The 18,136-nt window shown below is 71.2% G+C and carries 16 protein-coding genes; 9 read left to right on the top strand and 7 right to left on the bottom strand.

Annotated features, from left to right (window positions below; all coding sequences use genetic code 11):
* Positions 1 to 126: 126 nt before the first annotated feature.
* From AC5L38_RS34745 to AC5L38_RS34720, 6 genes are all read right to left on the bottom strand, one after another.
* On the bottom strand, positions 127 to 1,047 hold the full coding sequence (locus AC5L38_RS34745; protein ID WP_495247090.1) for an SDR family oxidoreductase: 921 nt from the start codon (positions 1,045 to 1,047) through the stop codon (positions 127 to 129).
* Between the two features lie 41 nt (positions 1,048 to 1,088).
* Positions 1,089 to 1,697: a TetR/AcrR family transcriptional regulator gene (locus tag AC5L38_RS34740; RefSeq protein WP_495247041.1), complete on the bottom strand. Its 609-nt coding sequence runs from the start codon at positions 1,695 to 1,697 to the stop codon at positions 1,089 to 1,091.
* A 244-nt stretch (positions 1,698 to 1,941) separates the two neighbouring features.
* The gene (locus tag AC5L38_RS34735) at positions 1,942 to 3,843 is read right to left on the bottom strand and encodes a DUF6807 family protein (protein WP_495247040.1); all 1,902 of its coding nucleotides are present in this window, start codon (positions 3,841 to 3,843) and stop codon (positions 1,942 to 1,944) included.
* Positions 3,840 to 4,883, bottom strand: coding sequence for a mandelate racemase/muconate lactonizing enzyme family protein (locus AC5L38_RS34730; RefSeq protein ID WP_495247039.1), 1,044 nt, complete (start codon positions 4,881 to 4,883; stop codon positions 3,840 to 3,842). Before AC5L38_RS34730 ends, AC5L38_RS34735 begins: the two co-directional genes overlap by 4 nt.
* Complete coding sequence (locus tag AC5L38_RS34725) at positions 4,880 to 5,746, bottom strand: 5-dehydro-4-deoxyglucarate dehydratase (protein WP_495247038.1); 867 nt, start codon at positions 5,744 to 5,746, stop codon at positions 4,880 to 4,882. The genes AC5L38_RS34730 and AC5L38_RS34725 overlap by 4 nt, the downstream gene beginning before the upstream one ends.
* A gap of 26 nt (positions 5,747 to 5,772) precedes the next feature.
* Positions 5,773 to 6,660, bottom strand: coding sequence for an NAD-dependent epimerase/dehydratase family protein (locus tag AC5L38_RS34720; RefSeq protein WP_495247037.1), 888 nt, complete (start codon positions 6,658 to 6,660; stop codon positions 5,773 to 5,775).
* Positions 6,661 to 6,807: 147 nt separating this feature from the next.
* Between AC5L38_RS34720 and AC5L38_RS34715 the strand changes: the two genes are divergently transcribed.
* From AC5L38_RS34715 to AC5L38_RS34680, 8 genes are all read left to right on the top strand, one after another.
* A complete protein-coding gene (locus tag AC5L38_RS34715; RefSeq protein WP_495247036.1) occupies positions 6,808 to 7,779 on the top strand; it encodes a LacI family DNA-binding transcriptional regulator in 972 nt (323 codons plus the stop codon).
* 757 nt (positions 7,780 to 8,536) lie between these two features.
* Entirely contained in the window at positions 8,537 to 9,517 is a 981-nt protein-coding gene (locus tag AC5L38_RS34710) for a carbohydrate ABC transporter permease (protein WP_495247035.1), read from the top strand.
* Positions 9,501 to 10,361 (top strand): carbohydrate ABC transporter permease, encoded by an 861-nt coding sequence (locus tag AC5L38_RS34705; protein WP_495247034.1) that lies wholly within the window; start codon positions 9,501 to 9,503, stop codon positions 10,359 to 10,361. The genes AC5L38_RS34710 and AC5L38_RS34705 overlap by 17 nt, the downstream gene beginning before the upstream one ends.
* A 35-nt stretch (positions 10,362 to 10,396) precedes the next feature.
* Positions 10,397 to 11,659: an ABC transporter substrate-binding protein gene (locus AC5L38_RS34700; protein ID WP_495247033.1), complete on the top strand. Its 1,263-nt coding sequence runs from the start codon at positions 10,397 to 10,399 to the stop codon at positions 11,657 to 11,659.
* Positions 11,660 to 11,753: 94 nt separating this feature from the next.
* Entirely contained in the window at positions 11,754 to 13,037 is a 1,284-nt protein-coding gene (locus tag AC5L38_RS34695; protein WP_495247031.1) for a Gfo/Idh/MocA family protein, read from the top strand.
* A gap of 87 nt (positions 13,038 to 13,124) precedes the next feature.
* Positions 13,125 to 13,943, top strand: coding sequence for a PIG-L family deacetylase (locus AC5L38_RS34690; protein WP_495247030.1), 819 nt, complete (start codon positions 13,125 to 13,127; stop codon positions 13,941 to 13,943).
* A 273-nt stretch (positions 13,944 to 14,216) separates the two neighbouring features.
* On the top strand, positions 14,217 to 15,872 hold the full coding sequence (locus AC5L38_RS34685; protein ID WP_495247029.1) for a penicillin-binding transpeptidase domain-containing protein: 1,656 nt from the start codon (positions 14,217 to 14,219) through the stop codon (positions 15,870 to 15,872).
* A 47-nt stretch (positions 15,873 to 15,919) separates the two neighbouring features.
* On the top strand, positions 15,920 to 16,510 hold the full coding sequence (locus AC5L38_RS34680; RefSeq protein WP_495247028.1) for a phosphoribosylanthranilate isomerase: 591 nt from the start codon (positions 15,920 to 15,922) through the stop codon (positions 16,508 to 16,510).
* Between the two features lie 46 nt (positions 16,511 to 16,556).
* Here the strand turns inward: AC5L38_RS34680 and AC5L38_RS34675 are convergent, their stop codons facing one another.
* Positions 16,557 to 17,279, bottom strand: a complete 723-nt coding sequence (locus AC5L38_RS34675) for an SDR family oxidoreductase (RefSeq protein ID WP_495247027.1) — start codon at positions 17,277 to 17,279, stop codon at positions 16,557 to 16,559.
* A gap of 274 nt (positions 17,280 to 17,553) precedes the next feature.
* On the opposite strand from AC5L38_RS34675, the gene AC5L38_RS34670 reads away from it, so the two are divergent.
* Positions 17,554 to 18,126: a carboxymuconolactone decarboxylase family protein gene (locus AC5L38_RS34670; RefSeq protein WP_495247026.1), complete on the top strand. Its 573-nt coding sequence runs from the start codon at positions 17,554 to 17,556 to the stop codon at positions 18,124 to 18,126.
* Positions 18,127 to 18,136: the final 10 nt, after the last annotated feature.

Raw genomic sequence — 18,136 nt, 5'->3', positions numbered from 1 at the left:
CCTTCGCCCGGACAATGGCCGGCGCGGCCGTCGCGAGGTCGTCGGTCGTCGCGAGGTCGTCGGCATCACGGGGGTATCGGCCGTCACGAGGTCGTCGGCATCACGGGGGCATCGGCCGTCACGGGGTCATCGGTAGTCCTCGGGGGCGACGCCGCCGACGCCGTCGCCATGGCGCTGGGTCGCGCCGTAGTAGCCGCCCCAGTCGGGCCGGGAGCCGTCGGCGTCGGTGAAGCCGTACTCCTTGACCAGCTGCCAGGTCGACAGCGACCGCCCGCTCCAGCGGGCCACCTCGGGGTCGGCGGCGAGCGCGGCCACCGCGCGGCCGAGGTAGACGGGGGTCTCCGACAGCGCGAAGTAGGGATCCCGCGCGATGCCGTCGCGCCAGGTGGCCTCGGTGACGCCGAAGTGGTCGAGCATCGCCTCCGACCGCAGGAAACCGGGCGTGATCGCGAGGGCGGTGACGCCGTACGGGCGCAGGTCGCCCGCCTGCGCCCGTGCCATCCGGATGACACTTGCCTTGGCCAGGTCGTAGAAGAAGGTGCCCCGGTAGTCCTGCTCGTCGGTGCCGTCGGTGACCTCCACGACAAGGCCGCGGCGGCGGGCCACCATCAGCGGCAGCGCGTGCCAGCTGGTGATGATGTGCGTGTGCACCGCCTGCCGCTGCAGTTGCAGGCCGCCGTCGAGAGGCTGCTCCCACAGTGGCTTGTCCCACACCGTCAGCGGGTCCCCGCCCCAGACGTTGTTGACCAGGATGTCGAGCCTGCCGTCCTGCTCGCGGTCGATCCGCGCCACCAGCTCGCGGACCTGGTCGACGTCCAGGTGGTCGGTGGGGACGGCGATGCCGTGACCGCCGGCGGCGGTCACCAGGCCGGCGGTCTCCTCGATGGTCTCGGGACGGTTCATCGGCGACCTCGCCGCCGCCGTGCTGCGGCCGGTGACGTAGACGGTCGCACCGGCCACGCCGAGCTGGACGGCCACCCCCCGGCCCCCGCCGCGGGTGGCTCCGCTCACGAGGGCGACCTGCCCCGCCAGCGGCCTGTCCGTCACCGGCTTGCCTGGCACCGATTCGTCCGTCACTGGTTCGTCTGTCACCGGTTCTCCTTGTCGCGCCGGTAGGGGGAGAGCAGTGTGCCCAGGTCCCGGTGGAGCGCCTCGGCCAGCGGCTCCGACCTGGTCATCGCCCAGGTGAGCTGGGTGCCGTTGCGGATGGAGTCGACGGCGGCGGCGAGCGCGTCCACGTCGGCGCCCGCCACCACGTGCCCGCTCGCCACCGCCGACCGCAGGCAGGTGACGAGCTCGGCGCGGACCGCCGCGTCGTGCTCGCCCAGAAGCTCGCGGAACTCGGGGTCGGCCAGCTCCAGGTGCAGGAACGCCAGGTGGTTGGCGAACTCCTCCGGCTCGACGTCGGGCCCGGCGCTGCGCACCACCGCCCGGATCAGCCCCTCCACCGGATCGGCGGCGGACTCGAACGCGGCCCGCATCCGCTGGACGAACGCCTTCTCGGCCAGGTTCCACCGGACGAATCCGAGCAGCAGGTCGCGCTTGCTGCCGTACCGCCCGACGAGCACGCCCGTCGACACCCCGGCCTCCTTGGCGACGTCGGCCAGCGTCAGCCGGCCCGGTCCCACCCGTCCGACCGCCGCGGCGAGCGCGACCATGATGCGCTCCTCGCTGATCGTGCGCGGCCGCCCCGCCATGGACCCTCCCCATTAAATAATGAACAGTCATTATTTATAGCACGCGGCGACGACCCCACCCAATCGACATCGACAGGGCCCGGATCGGCCCGGCGGCCGGGCGAGGACGTTGCTCGCGGATCACGCTTCAGGTCGCGAAGGTCGTTCGAGGGGCGCCTTCCGGGTCGTACGCCCGGACGCGTCCTTCGCCGTCACGGCCCGCCACGGGGCGCCGGCCCGTCAGGGCGCCCCGTGGCGAGGGTCCTCAGGAGACGGCGAGCTCCCCGGCGAGGGCGGCGGCCCGTTCGGGGGCGAGCCGTCCGTCGGCGACCACGACGGTGATCGCGCGTTCCAGCCGGTCGGGGACGGTCAGCGGCGCGTCCCAGGCAAGGGCCGGTCCGACACCCGGATACTCGGCGACGCGGACGAACCACGGGTCGAGCCCGAGGGTCTGCACGAACAGCAGGCTCCAGTCGTCGCAGGTCAGCGCGAGCCAGGGGGAGAGGCTGCCGTGCACGGCCCGCTCGCCCGAGGCACCCTCGGCGAGGACGTCCAGCCCGGGGGAGTCCTTGGGCGCGCGCCAGAAGAACCCGCCGTAGCCGGCGCCGGTCCGGCCCTTGCAGGCCGAGCTCTGGATCGACAACGGCTCGCCGGTCCGGTTGTCCAGGGTGAAGGCGAAGTCCAGGGCCCAGGCGTCCGGCAGGGTGCGGGCCACAAGGGTCCGCTCCTCGGCGGCCAGGACGGTGCCGTCCGGGCCGACCCAGTCGAGCCGCTCGGCGAAGCCGCCGTCCACGGGGCGCAGCGAGCGCCGCCGCTGCCGCCCGTGGTTGGGAAGGATCCGCGGGCCGACGCCGGGCACGTAGGTGGAGCCGCCCCAGAAGTTGACCCCGTTGACGTCCGAGATCGCCACCCCCGCCCCGAAATGGTGCACGTGGTCCGCGGGCTGGGTCTCGGTCACGACCGTCCCGCCGAGGGTGCGGACCGGATGCAGGTGGGGCCGCGGCGCGTCCGTCGGCTGGAGGTCGCCCCGCTGGGTGTACGTCGCGACCTCCCGCGAACCGGCGCGCAGCGACGACTCCGGCCAGGTGCTCGGCAGGGGAGCGAGGCCGCCGGGGAAGCCGACCTCCGACAGGGTCCTCAGCTCCGCCGCCGCGCGTACGGCCAGGACGTCGATGCCCGGAAGCACGAGCCGGGACGGCTCGACGCGGGCGCCGTCGACGGGCAGCGGGTCGGGCGCGCGCCGGATCTCGTCGAGCAGCCGGGTGAAGCCGCCGGTCCGCTCCAGCGGCACCAGCAACTCCTCGCCCTCCCCGATGTGCGCCAGGAGGTTGCCCAGGAGGTCGACCCGGCCGAAACCGGTACGGACGCCGTCCACCTCGATCTCGTCGAGGGTGTAGAAGAGCAGGGCGGAGCGGGTCTCGCCGTGCAGGTGCAGGTAGGGCTCGGTCCTGCGGTCGCCGCACAGGCTCACGGTGATCGCGATGACGGTTCCGTCGGCGAGGCGGACCCGGGCGCTGGAGGTGTCGTCGCAGGAGATCGCGTTGGCCCGGTACAGCTCCAGCTCGATCCCCTCGACGGAGGAGACCGCGTCCGCCCCGGCGACGGCCAGCGCGGTGGCCACCGCGTGCGCGAACGGGTTGGTCAGCGCGCCGTCCATGACGTCCACGCCGTCCAGCCGCCGGTGCCCGGCCCAGGGCGCGCGAGAGTAGTAGGTGTACGGGCGCGTCCAGGACCCGGCGACGCCGATGGCGCGGATCGGCTCACCCAGCAGTCCGGCCGCCGCGGGTACGGCGGCCGAGCCGAGCGACTGGAAGCCGACCTGGCAGGCCAGTCCCGTCTCGGCCACGGCGGCGGAGATGCGCTCGAACTCCTCCACCGACGGCGCGGGCGGCTTCTCCAGCAGCACGTGCGCCCCGGCCCGCAGGGCCGCGACCGCGAGCGGCGCGTGGGTGTGGATCGGCGTCGCGATCACCGCGACCTCCGCCCCCGTCTCGGCGATCAGTGACGGCAGGTCCGCCGAGAACGGCACGTCCAGGCCGGGCGCCGGGCGGGTGTCGCAGACCCCGGCGAGCTCGGCCCGGCCGGTCGCGGCCAGCCGCCGGACGTTCTCCACGTGGTTTCGCCCGTGGCCGTGGATCCCGGCGACCACCACGCGCACCGGCTTCACGCCGACCACCTCGTCGGTGCCCCGGTCGCCCGCAGCTCCGGCCCGGTGATCTCCACGGGGAGGGGGTGGGCGAGCAGCCCGAGGTCGGTCAGCGCGGCGTCCTCCACCATCTCCACCATCGCGGGATGGTGCAGCGCGAGGGCGAGCTGGCCCGACAGCTCGGTGAGCAGATGCGGATAGACCGGGACGTTGAAAGCGCGGGCGAGTTCGGCGATCCGCAGGAAGGGCGTGATCCCGCCGACCCGCACCAGGTTCGGCTGCAGGACGTCGCAGGCGCCCGCGGTCAGCAGGTCGCGGAACCCGTGGACGGTGGCGACGTTCTCGCCGACCGCGACCGGGGTGGCGACGTTGCGCCGCAGCTCCACCTGGGCGGCCAGGTCGTCGGCGGGCAGCGGCTCCTCGATCCAGAACAGGTCGTACCTCTCCAGGGCCCGCAGCGCGGTCCGGGCCCGGTGCAGGTCCCACCGCTGGTTGGCGTCGATCATCAGCAGCCGGTCGGGGCCGATCACCTCGCGGACCGCCGCCACCCGCTCGACGTCCTCGGCGAGCGAGGGACGGCCGACCTTGATCTTGACCGCGGTGTACCCGGTGGCGACCCACCGTCCGGCCTGCGCGCGGAGTTCCTCCAGCGGGTAGTGGAGGTTGACCCCGCTGCCGTAGACGGGGACGCTCTCGCGCCGCGCGCCGAGGACCTCGGTCAGCGGGCGCTCGCCGCAGCGCAGGTCCCACAGCGCGAGGTCCACCCCGGCCAGGGCGATCGGCACGATCCCGGACCGGCCCGCCTCGCCGAGACGGGCCGACAGCCGGTCCCACACGAGCTCCGGATGCGCCGGCAGGCCGATCACCGCGTCGCGGACGTCGTGCTCCAGCAGGGCCTTGATCGCCTGGGCGCCGATCTGCGGCGTCCAGGCCAGGCCGGTGCCCTGCCGCCCGTCGTCCAGCGTGACCGTGACGAGCAGAGCGTGGTTGCAGGGCACGTCCGCGCCCCAGGGCCGGGCCAGGGGCACCGACCGCAGCGAGACCGTCAGATCCTTGATCATGACGCGACCAGGGCGAGTCCCGACTTGATCAGCGCTTCGAGCTCGGCCTCGTGCTCGGGCGCCACCGGGACCAGCGGCGGCCGGACCGCGCCGGCGTCCAGCCCGCGCAGCCGTACGCCCGCCTTGACCAGCGAGACCGCGTAGCCGGGCACCTTGGAGCGCAATCGCACCAGCGGCGCGTAGAACTCGGTGAGCAGCCGCTCGTCGCCGTGTAGGTAGGCGTTGGCGATCTCGGGCGCGAAGCAGAACACCGCGCTGGAGTACAGGCCGACGCCCAGGGCCCGGTAGGCGGGCTGGGTCAGCTCGGCGGTCGGCAGTCCGTTGAAGAACAGGAAGTCCGGGTGGACCTCCCGGACGGCCAGCACGATCCGCTGCATCCGGTCGATGTCGCCGAGGCCGTCCTTCAGCCCGATGACCCCGGGGATCCCGGCCAGCTCGACGGCCGCCTCCGGTTCGAGCACGATCGGCCCGCGCTGGTAGATGATCACCGGGAGCTCGGCGGCGATCGCCCGCACGTACTCGGGGAAGCCCGGCCCCTGGGCGAGGTAGGGCGGCATGAGCAGCAGCCCGGAGGCGCCCGCCTCGCGGGCGGCCCGCGCCTGGGCGAGCGCCGCGCCGATCGGCCCGCCCGCTCCGGCGAACACCGGGGCGGCCCCGGCCGTCGTCTCCACCGCGACCCGGACGACCTCGGCGTGCTCGGCCTCCGACAGCGCGGTGAACTCGCCGGTCCCGCAGGCGGCGAACACGCCGCCCGGCCGGTGTTCGAGCCCCCGTCGGACGTGGTCGGCCAGCACGCCGGGCGCGAGCCCGCCGTCCGGGCCGAAGGGGGTCACGGGGAAGAACAGGACACCATCGAGGTTCATGATCAGGGTCTCTCTTTCGGGAGAGTTCAGGAGAGTTCGGTGCGCCAGCCGCGCTTGGCGGTCCAGCCGAGCAGTCGCTCCGCCTTGGCGGAGGAGAAGGCGGGGGCGGTGCCGGTCAGGTGGGCCGCGAAGGCCTTCGTCTCCGGGATGACGGCCGGCAGCAGCTCGGCCAGCGGCTCGCGCGCCAGGGCGTCGGCGGCGCCCGCGAAGAAGATCTCGCCGTTCGTCTCCAGCAGGGGGAGCCTGGTGAGCAGCGTGTCGACGAAGTCGCCTGCGTCGCGGGCGTCGAGATAGTTGAACAGGGAGAGCCCGCCTATCTCGGGCCGGTCCAGCCGCTCGGTGATCGTGTGCCCGGACTGGGTGGGCGCTCCCTCCCACTCCTCCGGCGCGACGACGAAGCAGGGGCGGAAGGCGGCGATCCGGGTGGTCTCGGTGGTCCGGGCGAACGTCTGCACGGTCTGCTCGGCCACCACCTTCGACAGGTTGTAGGCGTTCCAGGGCCTGGTCGGGTGCTCCTCGTCCAGCGGCAGGTAGGCGGGTGTCCAGCCGCCCGGCGCGCCGTACCCGATCACCGTGGGGCTGCTCGCCACGATGAGCTTCTCCACGCCGAGGCCGACCGACGCCGCGCACAGGTTGAAGGCGAGCTGGGTGTTGACGCGGAAGGTGGTGGGCTCGGAGCGGCTGAACGGCACCGCGATGGCCGCCAGGTGGACCACCGCCTCCGGCCGGAACCGCGCGATCACCGAGTAGGCCTCACCCAGGTCGGTGAGGTCCGCGGGAAGGGCCGAGGCGGCCTCGGGCGGGGTGCCCGGCGCGCTGTCCACGCCGATCACCTCATGTCCGGCCGCCGCGAGCGAGGTGACCACGCTGCGGCCGAGCCGGCCCGCGCTGCCGGTGACGAGCACTCTGCTCACCGTGTGGACTCCTTCTGGAGACTGCAATCAGTTGCAGTAAACAATCGCGTCCGGCAGGACAATACGTCAAGTGAGCGGGGTCAATCACCGGCAACCGGTCTCAGGATGGTTGACCGATCTGCAAACGATTGCGTTAGGGTGTGCGGCATGTCAGTGACCATCCGGGACGTCGCCCAGGCATCAGGCGTTCATGTGTCGACGGTCTCCCGGACCTTCTCGGCGCCCCATCTGGTGAACGCCGAGACCCGGACCCGGGTGCTGGCCGCGGCCGAGCAGCTCGACTACCGGCCCAACCGGGCGGCCCGCTCGCTCAAGACGGGCCGCACCAACAACATCGGGCTGATCGTGGCCGATCTGGCCAACCCGTTCTTCCCCCCGCTGATCAAGGCCGCGCAGGCCGCCGCCCGGCGCCAGGACTACCACCTGTTCGTGGCCGACACCGGCGAGGACCCCGTGGAGGAGGAGAACCTCGTACTGGCCTTCTCCAAGCAGGTCGACGGCATCGTGCTGTGCAGCCCGCGACTGTCGAACAAGGCCCTGGAGAAGCTCTCCGAGCAGGTCTCGTTCGTGCTGGTCAACCGGCGCATCCGCGGGCTGACCACGGTCGTCATGGACGTCGCGAACGGCGCCAGGGCCGCCCTGGAGCACCTCGTGGGGCTCGGTCACCGGCGCGTCGCCCTGGTGGCGGGCCCCGCCGGCTCGTGGACCAGCGGCGAGATCCGCAAGGCCGTCTCGGAGTTCCCCGGGCTCGACACGGTCGTCATCGGCCCCAACTCCCCGACCGAGGAGGGCGGCATCGCCGCCGCGCCCAAGGTCGCCGAGGCGGAGGTGACCGGCGTGCTCGCCTACAACGACCTCGTCGCCATCGGCCTGATCGAGGGGCTGGAGGTCCTGGGCATCGGGGTGCCGGACGACATCAGCGTGATCGGCTTCGACGACAGCATCACCGGACGGCTGCACCGTCCCAAGCTCACCACGGTCGCGATGCCCGCGAGCGACGCCGGCCGGATGGCGGTGGACCTGCTCATCCAGTCGATGAGCGCGGCGACCGTCCTGGAGACCCACCTGGTGGTCCGCGAGTCCACCGCACCGCCCGCGCGAGCCCACCGCGCCACCTGACCCCGCCCGCCGTCTGACCGCTCGCGCCCACCTGACCCCGCCCGCCGTCTGACCGCTCGCGCCCGCCTGGCCCCGCCCGCTGTCCGGTCGCCCGTCTCTGCCTTGCCCCGTCCGCTGTCCGGTTGCCCGCCTCTGCCTTGCCCCGTCCGCCGTCCGGTCGCTCGCGCCTGCCTTGCCCCGCTTGCCGTCTGATCGCTCGCGCCTGCCTTGCCCCGCCCTTGAGTCGCCCGCGTACGCCTGGCCCCGCCCGCCGCTCGGTTGCCCGGCCGCCTGCGGCCTGCCGTGCGGTCGCCTGGCCGCCTGCTGTCCGGCCGCCGTTCGCCCGGTGTCCCGGAGGGGACGCCGGGGGCGGCGCCCCCGTGAAGTCGCGGTTCTTTCTTCCGTCGTGACCGGCTGAGCACCGGCCTTTTCGCCGCGGGCCGCCTTGCTGTGGTGCCGGCCCGGCCGCGCGGGCGATCTCTCCGCGTACGTGCCGCGCCTGAACCGGACGCCCTGTCCGGAGGGCGGCCACCAGGCACTTCGTGCTCGCCGCGCCCGGGACAGACCACGATCCGTTACTGCAATCGGTTGTACTAACTCGTGCTCGAACGAGATTTTTCCGTTTGGCCTCCGACAAGGGATATCCCGTCTGACCTGCGATAACGATAAAACCGAAGGTTACGATTCGTGAGCTAGCTCACTGCAAAGGGTTGACGTTCTAGTTTGTGAAGCTATAGGAAAAGCGCATCCCATTCACCAACTCCCCGAAGGGCCAGTGATGACGCTGAGTCCCGCACCGGCGGGGACGACCGAGGTGCCGGTCGCGCCCCCGGAAAAGGCGGGCGCCCCCCAACCCGGGCGTCTCAAAAGCCACCGCAGCCGATCGCAGGCGCGGGCGGCCTATCTTTTCCTGGCCCCTTGGTTCATCGGCCTGTTCGCGATCACACTCGGCCCGATGGTCGCCTCGCTCTACCTGTCGTTCACCGACTACAGCCTGCTGACCGAGGCCAAGTGGGTCGGGTTCGCCAACTACGAGAAGATGTTCACCCAGGACGACCGGTTCATGGCGTCGCTGCAGGTGACGACGACCTACGTGCTGGTGTCCGTCCCGCTGCAGCTCGCCTTCGCCCTGGCGCTGGCGCTCGTGCTGGACAAGGGCCTGCGCGGCCTGCCGTTCTACCGCTCGATCTTCTACCTGCCGTCGCTGCTCGGCGGCAGCGTGGCGATCTCGATCCTCTGGCGGAAGATCTTCGGGACCGACGGCATCGTCAACTCGTTCCTCGGCCTGTTCGGCTACGAGGGGCAGGGCTGGGTGACCAGTCCCGACACCGCGCTGTGGACGCTGATCGTCCTGCACATCTGGACGTTCGGCGCCCCGATGGTCATCTTCCTGGCCGGGCTCCGGCAGATCCCGCAGAGCCTGTACGAGGCGGCCTCGGTCGACGGCGCCGGCAGGTGGCGCAACTTCCGCTCGATCACCCTGCCGCTGCTCACCCCGATCATCTTCTTCAACCTGGTGCTGGAGGTGATCAAGTCGTTCCAGTCGTTCACCCAGTCGTTCATCGTCAGCGGCGGCAACGGCGGGCCGGTCGACTCGACCCTCTTCTACACGCTCTACCTCTACATCAAGGGCTTCAAGAACTACGAAATGGGTTACGCGGCCGGAATGGCCTGGGTGCTGCTGCTCATCATCGCCGCGCTGACCGGTGTCAACTTCCTCATGTCTCGATTCTGGGTTTTCTATGGCGACGAGAAGTAAGCGCGTGCCGGTCCTCTTCCGGCCCGCCCCGCGTGTGCTCAGGCACGTGCTCCTCATCGGAGCCGGGCTGTTCATGCTCTATCCGCTGCTGTGGATGGTCTCCAGCTCGTTCAAGCCCGAGGAGCTGATCTTCCGGGAGCCGGGGCTGATGCCGACCGCGGTGACGGCCGAGAACTACACCGAGGGCTGGGACGCCCTGAAGCACTCCTTCGGCTACTACCTGTGGAACTCGGCGGTCCTCACCGCGCTGGCGGTGCTCGGCAACCTGATCGCCTGCTCGCTCGCGGCCTACGCCTTCGCCCGGCTGGAGTTCCCGCTGAAGAAGATGTGGTTCGCGATCATGCTCGGCTCGATCATGCTGCCGCACCACGTCACGGTCGTCCCGCAGTACATCGTGTTCGCCAAGATCGACTGGATCAACACGATCTGGCCCATCGTCGCGCCGAAGTTCCTCGCGACCGACGCGTTCTTCATCTTCCTGATGGTGCAGTTCATCCGCACCCTTCCCCGGGAGCTGGACGAGGCGGCGGCGATCGACGGCGCGGGCTACTGGCGCACGTTCGTCCAGGTGATCCTGCCTTTGTGCGTCCCGGCGCTGGCGACCACCGCGATCTTCACCTTCATCTGGACGTGGAACGACTTCTTCACCCAGAACCTCTACCTGACCAACTCCGACAACCTCACCGTCCCCGTCGCGCTCCGGCAGTTCATGGACTCCAGCGGGGAGTCCTCCTGGGGCCCGCTGTTCGCGATGTCGATCATCTCCCTCGGACCGATCTTCGGTTTCTTCCTCGCGGGCCAGAAGTATCTTGTCCGAGGCATGGCGACCACCGGTCTCAAATAACCCCTCCCATCCCCCATCCCCCCGGAGGTATCTCGATGAAGCGCATCCTGGCGGCCACCGCCGTCACCCTGTTAGCCATGTCGGCCGCCGCGTGTGGCAGTGACGACAGCAGTGAGTCCGACGGGAAGACGAAGGTCGTCTTCTCGTACTGGGGCAGCGACGCCCGGCAGAAGCTGACGGAGTCGGCCATCGCCGCGTTCGAGAAGAAGAACCCGACGATCGACGTCGAGGGCGACTTCTCCGACTGGGACAGCTACTACGAGAAGCTGGCCACCAAGACCGCGGCCGGTGACGCCCCGGACGTCATGTCCATCGAGATCCGCGGCCTGGCCGAGTACTCCGGCCGCGCCACCCTCGCCGACCTCAACGGCAAGGTCAACACCGCCGACCTCGACCAGGAGGTGCTCAAGGCCGGTCAGGTCGACGGCAAGCAGTACGCCATCCCCACCGGCGTCAACACCTTCCCGATGATCGTCAACAAGGCGGCGGTGGAGAAGGCCGGCTTCAAGGTCCCCGACGACACGACCTGGACCTGGGACGAGTACATCACGCTCGCCCAGCGGGTGACCCAGAAGGGCGACGGCAAGGTCTGGGGCACCGAGTACAACGAGAACCCCGCCTTCCTGCAGCTGTTCGCCGCCCAACGCGGGGAGCAGTTCTACCAGAACGGCAAGATCGGCCTGTCGGAGCAGACCATCAAGGACTGGTGGGCCCTCCTGCAGAAGATCATCTCCACCAAGGCCGGTCCGGACGCCGCCCTGATGCTGGAGACCGGCACCAAGGTCGACCAGGCCCTGCTCGCCACGAACGCCAGCGCGTTCGGCAGCTGGTGGAGCAACCAGCTCACCGCGCTGAGCAAGGGCTCCGGCCAGGAGCTCGACCTGCTGCGGATGCCGAAGGCCGAGGGCGCGACCACCGCGGGCATGTTCCTGCAGCCGGCGATGTACTACACGATCTCGTCCAAGACCGAGAAGGCCGACGCCGCCCAGAAGTTCGTGGACTTCCTCGTCAACGACCCCGAGGCCGGTGGCATCCTGCTCAGCGACCGCGGCCTGCCGACCAACTCCAAGGTCGTCGCGGCCATCAAGGACAAGCTGACCCCGACCGACCAGAAGGTGCTGGCCTTCATCGACTCGATCAGGGGTGAGCTGAGCCCGATCTCGATCCCGCCGAAGGGCGCCATGGAGATGGAGGACATCCTCAAGCGCGCCAGCGACTCGGTGCTGTTCAACAAGGCCACCCCAGACGACGCGGCGAGGGCCTTCCTCGCCGAGGCCAACGCCGCCATCACCAAGTAGCCGCGAGTAGCCGGGAGCGGCCGGGATCCGCTGACGTGCCGTACGGCTCGCGCCGAGCCGTACGGCACTCCTGTCTTCACCCATGGAGTTCTTGATGCGATACGCCTTCGTCGGGCTCGGTCACCGCGTACAGCTGTACATCGACGCGCTGCTCGGTGAGTGGAGCGACACCGGCGAGATCGTCGCCCTCTGCGACGTCAACCGGACCCGGATCGGCTACTACCTCGACCGGATCGGGCACGAGGTCCCGTGCTTCGCGCCGGAGGAGTTCGGCGAGATGCTCCGGCTCGCGGACGCCGTCGTGGTCGCCACCGTCGACGCCACCCACGCCCGTTACGTCGTCGCCGCGCTGGAGGCGGGCAAGGACGTCATCGTGGAGAAGCCGCTGTGCACCACCGCCGAGGACTGCGCGGCCATCGTCGAGGCCGCCGAGCGCAGCACCGGACGGCTCATCGTCACCTTCAACTACCGCTACTCGCCGCGCAACAGCGCCGTCCGCCGCCTGGTCGCCGACGGGGCGATCGGCGACGTCACCTCCGTGCACTTCGAGTGGGTGCTGGACACCATCCACGGGGCCGACTACTTCCGCCGCTGGCACCGCGACAAGGCCAACTCCGGCGGCCTGCTGGTGCACAAGTCCACCCACCACTTCGACCTGGTCAACTGGTGGCTGGACGACACCGCCCGCTCGGTCTACGCCCGGTCGGCGCTGCGGTTCTACGGGGCCGGCAACGCCCGCGCCCGCGGCCTGCGCGACCGGCCGGCACGCGCCCACGGCGCGCCGGGGCTCGGCACCGACCCCTACCTCCTCGACATCTCCGCCGACCCCCGGCTCAAGCGCCTCTACCTGGACGCCGAGCACGAGGACGGCTACCTGCGCGACCAGGACGTGTTCGACGACGGCGTGACCATCGAGGACAACATGGCCGTCCTCGCCGGTTACTCGCGCGGCGCGACGCTCACCTACTCCCTCAACGCCCACGGCCCCTTCGAGGGCTACCGGGTGGCGATGAACGGCACCGGGGGACGGCTGGAGCTGGAGGTCGTCGAGCGCGCCTGGACCCCGCCGAGGGCCGCGATCGACCCGACCGCCGCCGACAAGGCGCACGCCACCGGCGCCTTCGAGCGGCTCGTCCTGCAGCGGCACTGGCACGAGCCCGAGGAGATCACCATCCCCTCGGGCGCGGGCGGCCACGGCGGCGGCGACGCCCTCATGCTGGACGACGTCTTCCGCGGCGCGGGGGAGGACCCGCTGGGCCGCCAGGCGGGGCACCGGGCGGGCGTCGCCAGTGTGATGGTCGGGGTCTCGGCCAACCGGTCCGCCGCGACCGGCACCGAGGTCCTGCTGGAGGACGGGGGCACCAGGTACGCGGGCTGACCTCCGGCGTTCCGGCCGGTCCCGGCTCTGCCGCGGCCCCCGTAGAGTGGGCCGGTCCGCAGGGCTTTTACGGGAACGGGTGAAAATATGGATGAGAAGCTGACGTTGATGGCCGTTCACGCCCATCCCGACGACGAGGTGATCAGCACCGGCGGGATCCTCGCCAGGTACGCGGACGAGGGCGTCCGTACCGTCCTGGTCACCTGCACGAACGGCGAGCAGGGTGACGGCCCAGGCGGGGTGAAGCCGGGGGAGCCAGGCCACGACGAGGCGGCGGTGCGCGCGCTGCGGCTGGAGGAGCTCCGGGAGTCGGCGGCCCATCTGGGGATCTCCCATGTCGAGCTGCTCGGCTACCGTGATTCGGGCATGGTCGGCTGGGCCGCCAACGAGGCGCCCGAGTCCTTCGCCAACGTCCCCTTCGAGCAGGCCGTCGGCCGTCTCGTCGCGCTGATGGAGCACTACCGCCCGCAGGTCGTCGTGACCTACGACGAGAACGGCGGCTACGGCCACCCCGACCACATCCAGGCCCACCGGATCGCGGTGGCGGCGGCCGAGGCCAGCGGCATTCCCGGCAAGCTCTACTACACGGCCGTGCCCCGCGAGCGGATGGCCGAACTGTTCGACTTCCTCCGCTCGACCGGCGACGCCCCCGAGGGCCTCGAGTTCCCCGACGACTTCGGGGTCCCCGAGGAGCAGATCACCGCAGTGGTCGACGTGTCCGACCAGGTGGAGCGCAAGCGCAGGGCGCTGGAGGCGCACGCGAGCCAGGGCGACGGCGTCTTCTTCCTGCGCATGCCCGACGAGGCGCGGCACCGGATGTTCGCGCACGAGGCCTTCATCCGCCACATCAACCACGTTCCCGCCGCGGCCGACCGCGAGGACGACCTCTTCGACGGCCTGCGCTAGGGAGGCGCGAACCGGGGGACGCCGGGGACGCCGGGGGAGGGGACGGCCGGTCGGTCGTCGAGGGCGGGTCCGTCGAGCGGCCGTTGTCGGTCGTCGAGGGCGGGCCCGCGGGGCGACCGCCGAGGCCCGCCGGGCGGCCGTCGAGCGTCTCCGAGGATCGTCAAGAGCTACGGTGTCATACCGAAGTCCAGAAAAACCTGGTTAACCGCTTCTCATCACCTTTACGATCTTTTCTCTGGTATGCAACTCTGCAAACCCGGGGGAGTAAACGGCATGCGTGATCGAAGGCTCCTCGCGCTGATCTTCTCCGCGACCGCGATCCTCGTCTTCGGCGTGTACGGGGTGGTGGCCTCCTCGGGGGCGGTGGAGGCCTCGCCGTCGTCGCGTCCCACGCCGGCCGGTGACTCCGACGACGCCGACACCCCGAAGGCCAGGGCGACCGTGACGAGGGCCGGGAACTCGCCCAGCCCGGTGCCTATCTCCCCGCCGCCGAACCTGGTCACGCTCACCCCGGTCACGCCGACCCCGCAGGGCGGCCCCGGGACGGTCGCGGCGAACTACCTGACCGCCTGGCAGTCCGGCGACTTCATCGGCATGGCGGGCATGGTCGTCGACCCCCCGGCCGACTTCGGCGTCCGGCACCGCGGGTTCGACGCCGACCTGCGGGTCTCCTCGCTCTCCCTCGCCGCCGGAGAGCTGAGCCTCAACGGCGAGGAGGCGGCCGAGATGTCCTTCAGGGGGGTGCGGCAGGTCACCGGGCTGGGCGAGTGGCCGTTCGAGTCCGTCCTGCGCCTGGAGCTGCGGTTCGGGATATGGAAGGTGCGCTGGAGCCCCGAGACGATGCACCCCTCGCTCAGGAACGGCGGAAGCCTGCGGCTGAAGGAGACCGAGGTACGGCGCCCGGCCACGCTGACCCGTGAGGGGGAGCCGTTCCCCCGCGACAGCAGGGCGGGCCACTACTTCAGCGGGCTGAGTGACACGGCGGTCGACCTGGAGCTGCGGGAGGAGCCCTCCGGCCAGGTGCTGCTGGCCTCCCCGCCCCAGCAGGCCTCGGGGACGAGGACCACGATCTCCCGGCCCGTGCAGGCCGCCGCGGCCCGCGCCCTGGACGGTGTCGGGCAGCCCGCCGCGATCGTGGCCGTGGACGTCCAGACGGCCCAGGTGCGCGCGGTGGCGGACACGCTGGGCGGCAAGGAGGCGTTCAACGGCCTCTACCCGCCAGGCTCGACGTTCAAGGTCGTGACCGCCGCCGCGCTGCTCCGCACCGGCCTGACCCAGGACTCGCCGGTCGCCTGCCCGGCCACCTACACCATCCCGAACGGCAGGAGCTTCAGCGACTCCGACGGCGTCGACCACGGCGCCGTGCCGCTCACCACGGCCTTCGCGCTCTCCTGCAACACCACCTTCGCCCAGCAGACGTACGAGCGGCTGCGCGACGACCGGTTGCGCTCCGAGGCGGCCGACCGGTTCGGCTTCCGGGAGAAGCCGGGGCTGAGCTCCTGCCGGATCCAGCCGTACGGAAGCCCGGACCAGCTGGGGTCCGACGCCATCGGCCAGAACTCGGTGCAGGCCAGCCCGCTCTGCATGGCCGAGGTCGCCGCCGCGGTCGCGAGCGGCGTGTGGAAGCCCGCGATCATGACGGAGGAGCCCCCCGCGGACTCGCCGGCCCCGGTGCCGCTGGACGAGGGGGTGGCCGCGAGCCTGCGGACGATGATGGGCGCCGTGGTCACCCAGGGAACGGCCTCCCAGGCCGGGCTCCCGCCGGGCACCGCGGGCAAGACCGGCACCGCCGAGGTCGAGAACAACGGGGACCACGCCTGGTTCATCGGCTACCGGGACTCGCTGGCCTTCGCGGTGTTCGTCAGGAACGGCGGCGCCGGGGGCAAGATCGCGGCGCCGATCGCCGCGAGGTTCCTGAACGCCCTCTGACACGTTCCCGGCATTCCGGGTGCGGGGAAGGGGCTACCGTACACAGGGTGTACGTGAAGATCTGCGGGCTGCGCGAGCCCGGGCATGTGACGGCCGCCGTCGAGGCGGGAGCCGACGCCATCGGGTTCGTCCTCACCAGGAGCTCGCGGCGGGTCACCCCCGCGCGGGCGAGGGAGCTGGCCGCCGAGGTGCCCCCGCACGTGCTGACCGTGGGGGTGTTCGCCGGTGAGCCCTCCGAGGAGGTCAGGGCGGTCACGCTGGAGGCGGGACTGCGCGCCGTCCAGCTGCACGGCGACCACCCGCACGAGGACTTCACCGCGCTGAAGGACCTCGGCCTCACGCTGGTCCGCGCCGGGGCCGCGGACACCGACCTGCGCTGCGGCGCCCTCGACGAGGACCTGCTCATCGTCGACGCGCCCAGGCCGGGCTCGGGGGAGCCCTGGGACTGGGCCGCCGTACGCGGCCGCCCGGCGGGCCGCTGGATGCTGGCCGGGGGACTGGACCCGTCGAACGTGGGGGCGGCGATCGCCGCGGCCCGGCCCTGGGGGGTCGACGTGTCGAGCGGCGTGGAGACCGCGCCCGGGGTGAAGGACCCCGCCCTCATCAGGGATTTCGTCGCCGCCGCCCGCGGCGCCTGAGCACCGGGCCGGGAGCCCGGGGTGGCCCCGGGAGGCCGGCGCCCGTTCAGCGGGTCCGGGACAGGATCTCGGGCAGCCCCGGGTAGAGCGCGGTGAGGTCGCCGGAGAGCGCGGCCTTGACGTTCGCGCTGGTCTCGTCGGCGAGGACCTCGTACAGCCCCGCCTCCACGCCGTCGAGGGCGGCGCGGGCGACGACCGAGGGGTCGCTCTTGGGCGTGCTGACGTGCGCGGCCATGTCGGTGTCCATGTATCCGACGTGCAGGGCGGTGACCAGGGTCTTCTGCTCGGCGAGCCCCAGGCGCAGCGCGTTGGTCAACGACCAGGCCGCCGACTTGGCCGCGGAGTAGGCCGCGCTGCTGGGGAGCGCGAGCCAGGACAGCACCGACAGGACGTTGAGGACGGCCCCGCCGCCGTTGCGGGCGAGGACCGGGGCGAAGGCCCGGCTCATGGCGAGCGTGCCGAAGTAGTGGGTCTCCATCTCGAGCCGGAAGGCGTCGAGGTCCCCGTCGAGCAGCCCCGCCTTGGTGGAACTCCCGGCGTTGTTGACGAGCAGGGTGACGTCCTGCGCCAGCTCGGCCGCCGCGCGTACGGCCGCCGGGTCGGTGACGTCCAGCGCGATGGGCACCACGCCGGGAGTGGTGATCGTGTCGGGGTTGCGCGCGGCGGCGTAGATCTTCGACGCGCCGCGTTCGCGAAGTTCCTGGACGAACCGCTCGCCGAGCCCGCGATTACCGCCGGTGACGAGAGCCACAGAGCCGTTGATCCGCATGATCTTCCTTACGTGGATGGTGCGAGGACGCCGCGAGACGGTTCCCAGGTCACGAGACCATCGTAGAGTTTCCCCGGTCCTAGGTTGGTATATCCAACCTAGCAGTCTGAGTTGGGAAAACCAATTTAGCCGAGACCGGGGTCGTGTCCGCGGGCGGATCGTTGCCAAAGTCGTCAACCATGTTTACTATATAGACAACTTCATTGACGATATCGCCCCGAAGTGCGATCGCGGAGCCCGCGTTCCGGGCTCGGAGAATCCAGGAGAAGGTCCTATGTCCACCGATGTCCATGCCCTTTTCGTCACCCACACCGCCGAGAGCGCCCCGCCCGACGCCCGCTCCACCGTCGAGGGCGTGAAACGGAAGTTCGGCCATGTCCCCACGGCGGTCGGCCGGATGGCCACCTCCCCGCAGTTGCTCAAGGGGTTCCTGGCGGCCAGTGCCGCCTTCGAGCAGACCGCCCTCGACCCGGTCGACCGCGAGATCGTCATCATGACGGTCGCCACCCGCAACCGCTGCCAGGTCTGCGTGGCGATGCACACCGCCACGCTGGTCAGGCTGGAGGCCCGGCCCGAGCTCGTCGAGGCGCTCCGGGAGCGGCGTCCCCTCCCGGACGCTCGCGCGGAGGCGCTCCGGTCGTTCACCCTCGCCGTCATGGACCGTCACGGCGCGGTCGGCGACGAGGAGACGCGGGCGTTCCTCGACGCGGGCCACAGCGCGCGGAACGCGCTCGACGTGGTCCTCGGCGTCGGTGCGTACACGATCTCGACCTTCGCCAACCGGCTGATCGACGCCCCTCTCGACCCGCCGTTCCACGCCTTCGCCTGGGACGGTGACGACAGGTGAGTCCGGTACT

The sequence above is a fragment of the Streptosporangium nanhuense genome (assembly GCF_059358815.1).
The sequence above is the reverse complement of the archived record's forward strand: the minus strand, read 5'-3'. Positions and strand labels throughout refer to the sequence as shown.

Excerpts from the sequence above, each read along its gene's own strand:
- AC5L38_RS34725 (WP_495247038.1), bottom strand. The coding sequence starts at position 5,746 with ATGAACCTCGATGGTGTCCTGTTCTTCCCCGTGACCCCCTTCGGCCCG.
- AC5L38_RS34730 (WP_495247039.1), bottom strand. The coding sequence starts at position 4,883 with ATGATCAAGGATCTGACGGTCTCGCTGCGGTCGGTGCCCCTGGCCCGG.
- AC5L38_RS34685 (WP_495247029.1), top strand. The coding sequence starts at position 14,217 with ATGCGTGATCGAAGGCTCCTCGCGCTGATCTTCTCCGCGACCGCGATC.
- AC5L38_RS34700 (WP_495247033.1), top strand. The coding sequence starts at position 10,397 with ATGAAGCGCATCCTGGCGGCCACCGCCGTCACCCTGTTAGCCATGTCG.
- AC5L38_RS34715 (WP_495247036.1), top strand. The coding sequence starts at position 6,808 with ATGTCAGTGACCATCCGGGACGTCGCCCAGGCATCAGGCGTTCATGTG.
- AC5L38_RS34740 (WP_495247041.1), bottom strand. The coding sequence starts at position 1,697 with ATGGCGGGGCGGCCGCGCACGATCAGCGAGGAGCGCATCATGGTCGCG.
- AC5L38_RS34690 (WP_495247030.1), top strand. The coding sequence starts at position 13,125 with ATGGATGAGAAGCTGACGTTGATGGCCGTTCACGCCCATCCCGACGAC.
- AC5L38_RS34670 (WP_495247026.1), top strand. The coding sequence starts at position 17,554 with ATGTCCACCGATGTCCATGCCCTTTTCGTCACCCACACCGCCGAGAGC.
- AC5L38_RS34695 (WP_495247031.1), top strand. The coding sequence starts at position 11,754 with ATGCGATACGCCTTCGTCGGGCTCGGTCACCGCGTACAGCTGTACATC.
- AC5L38_RS34705 (WP_495247034.1), top strand. The coding sequence starts at position 9,501 with ATGGCGACGAGAAGTAAGCGCGTGCCGGTCCTCTTCCGGCCCGCCCCG.
- AC5L38_RS34675 (WP_495247027.1), bottom strand. The coding sequence starts at position 17,279 with ATGCGGATCAACGGCTCTGTGGCTCTCGTCACCGGCGGTAATCGCGGG.
- AC5L38_RS34710 (WP_495247035.1), top strand. The coding sequence starts at position 8,537 with ATGACGCTGAGTCCCGCACCGGCGGGGACGACCGAGGTGCCGGTCGCG.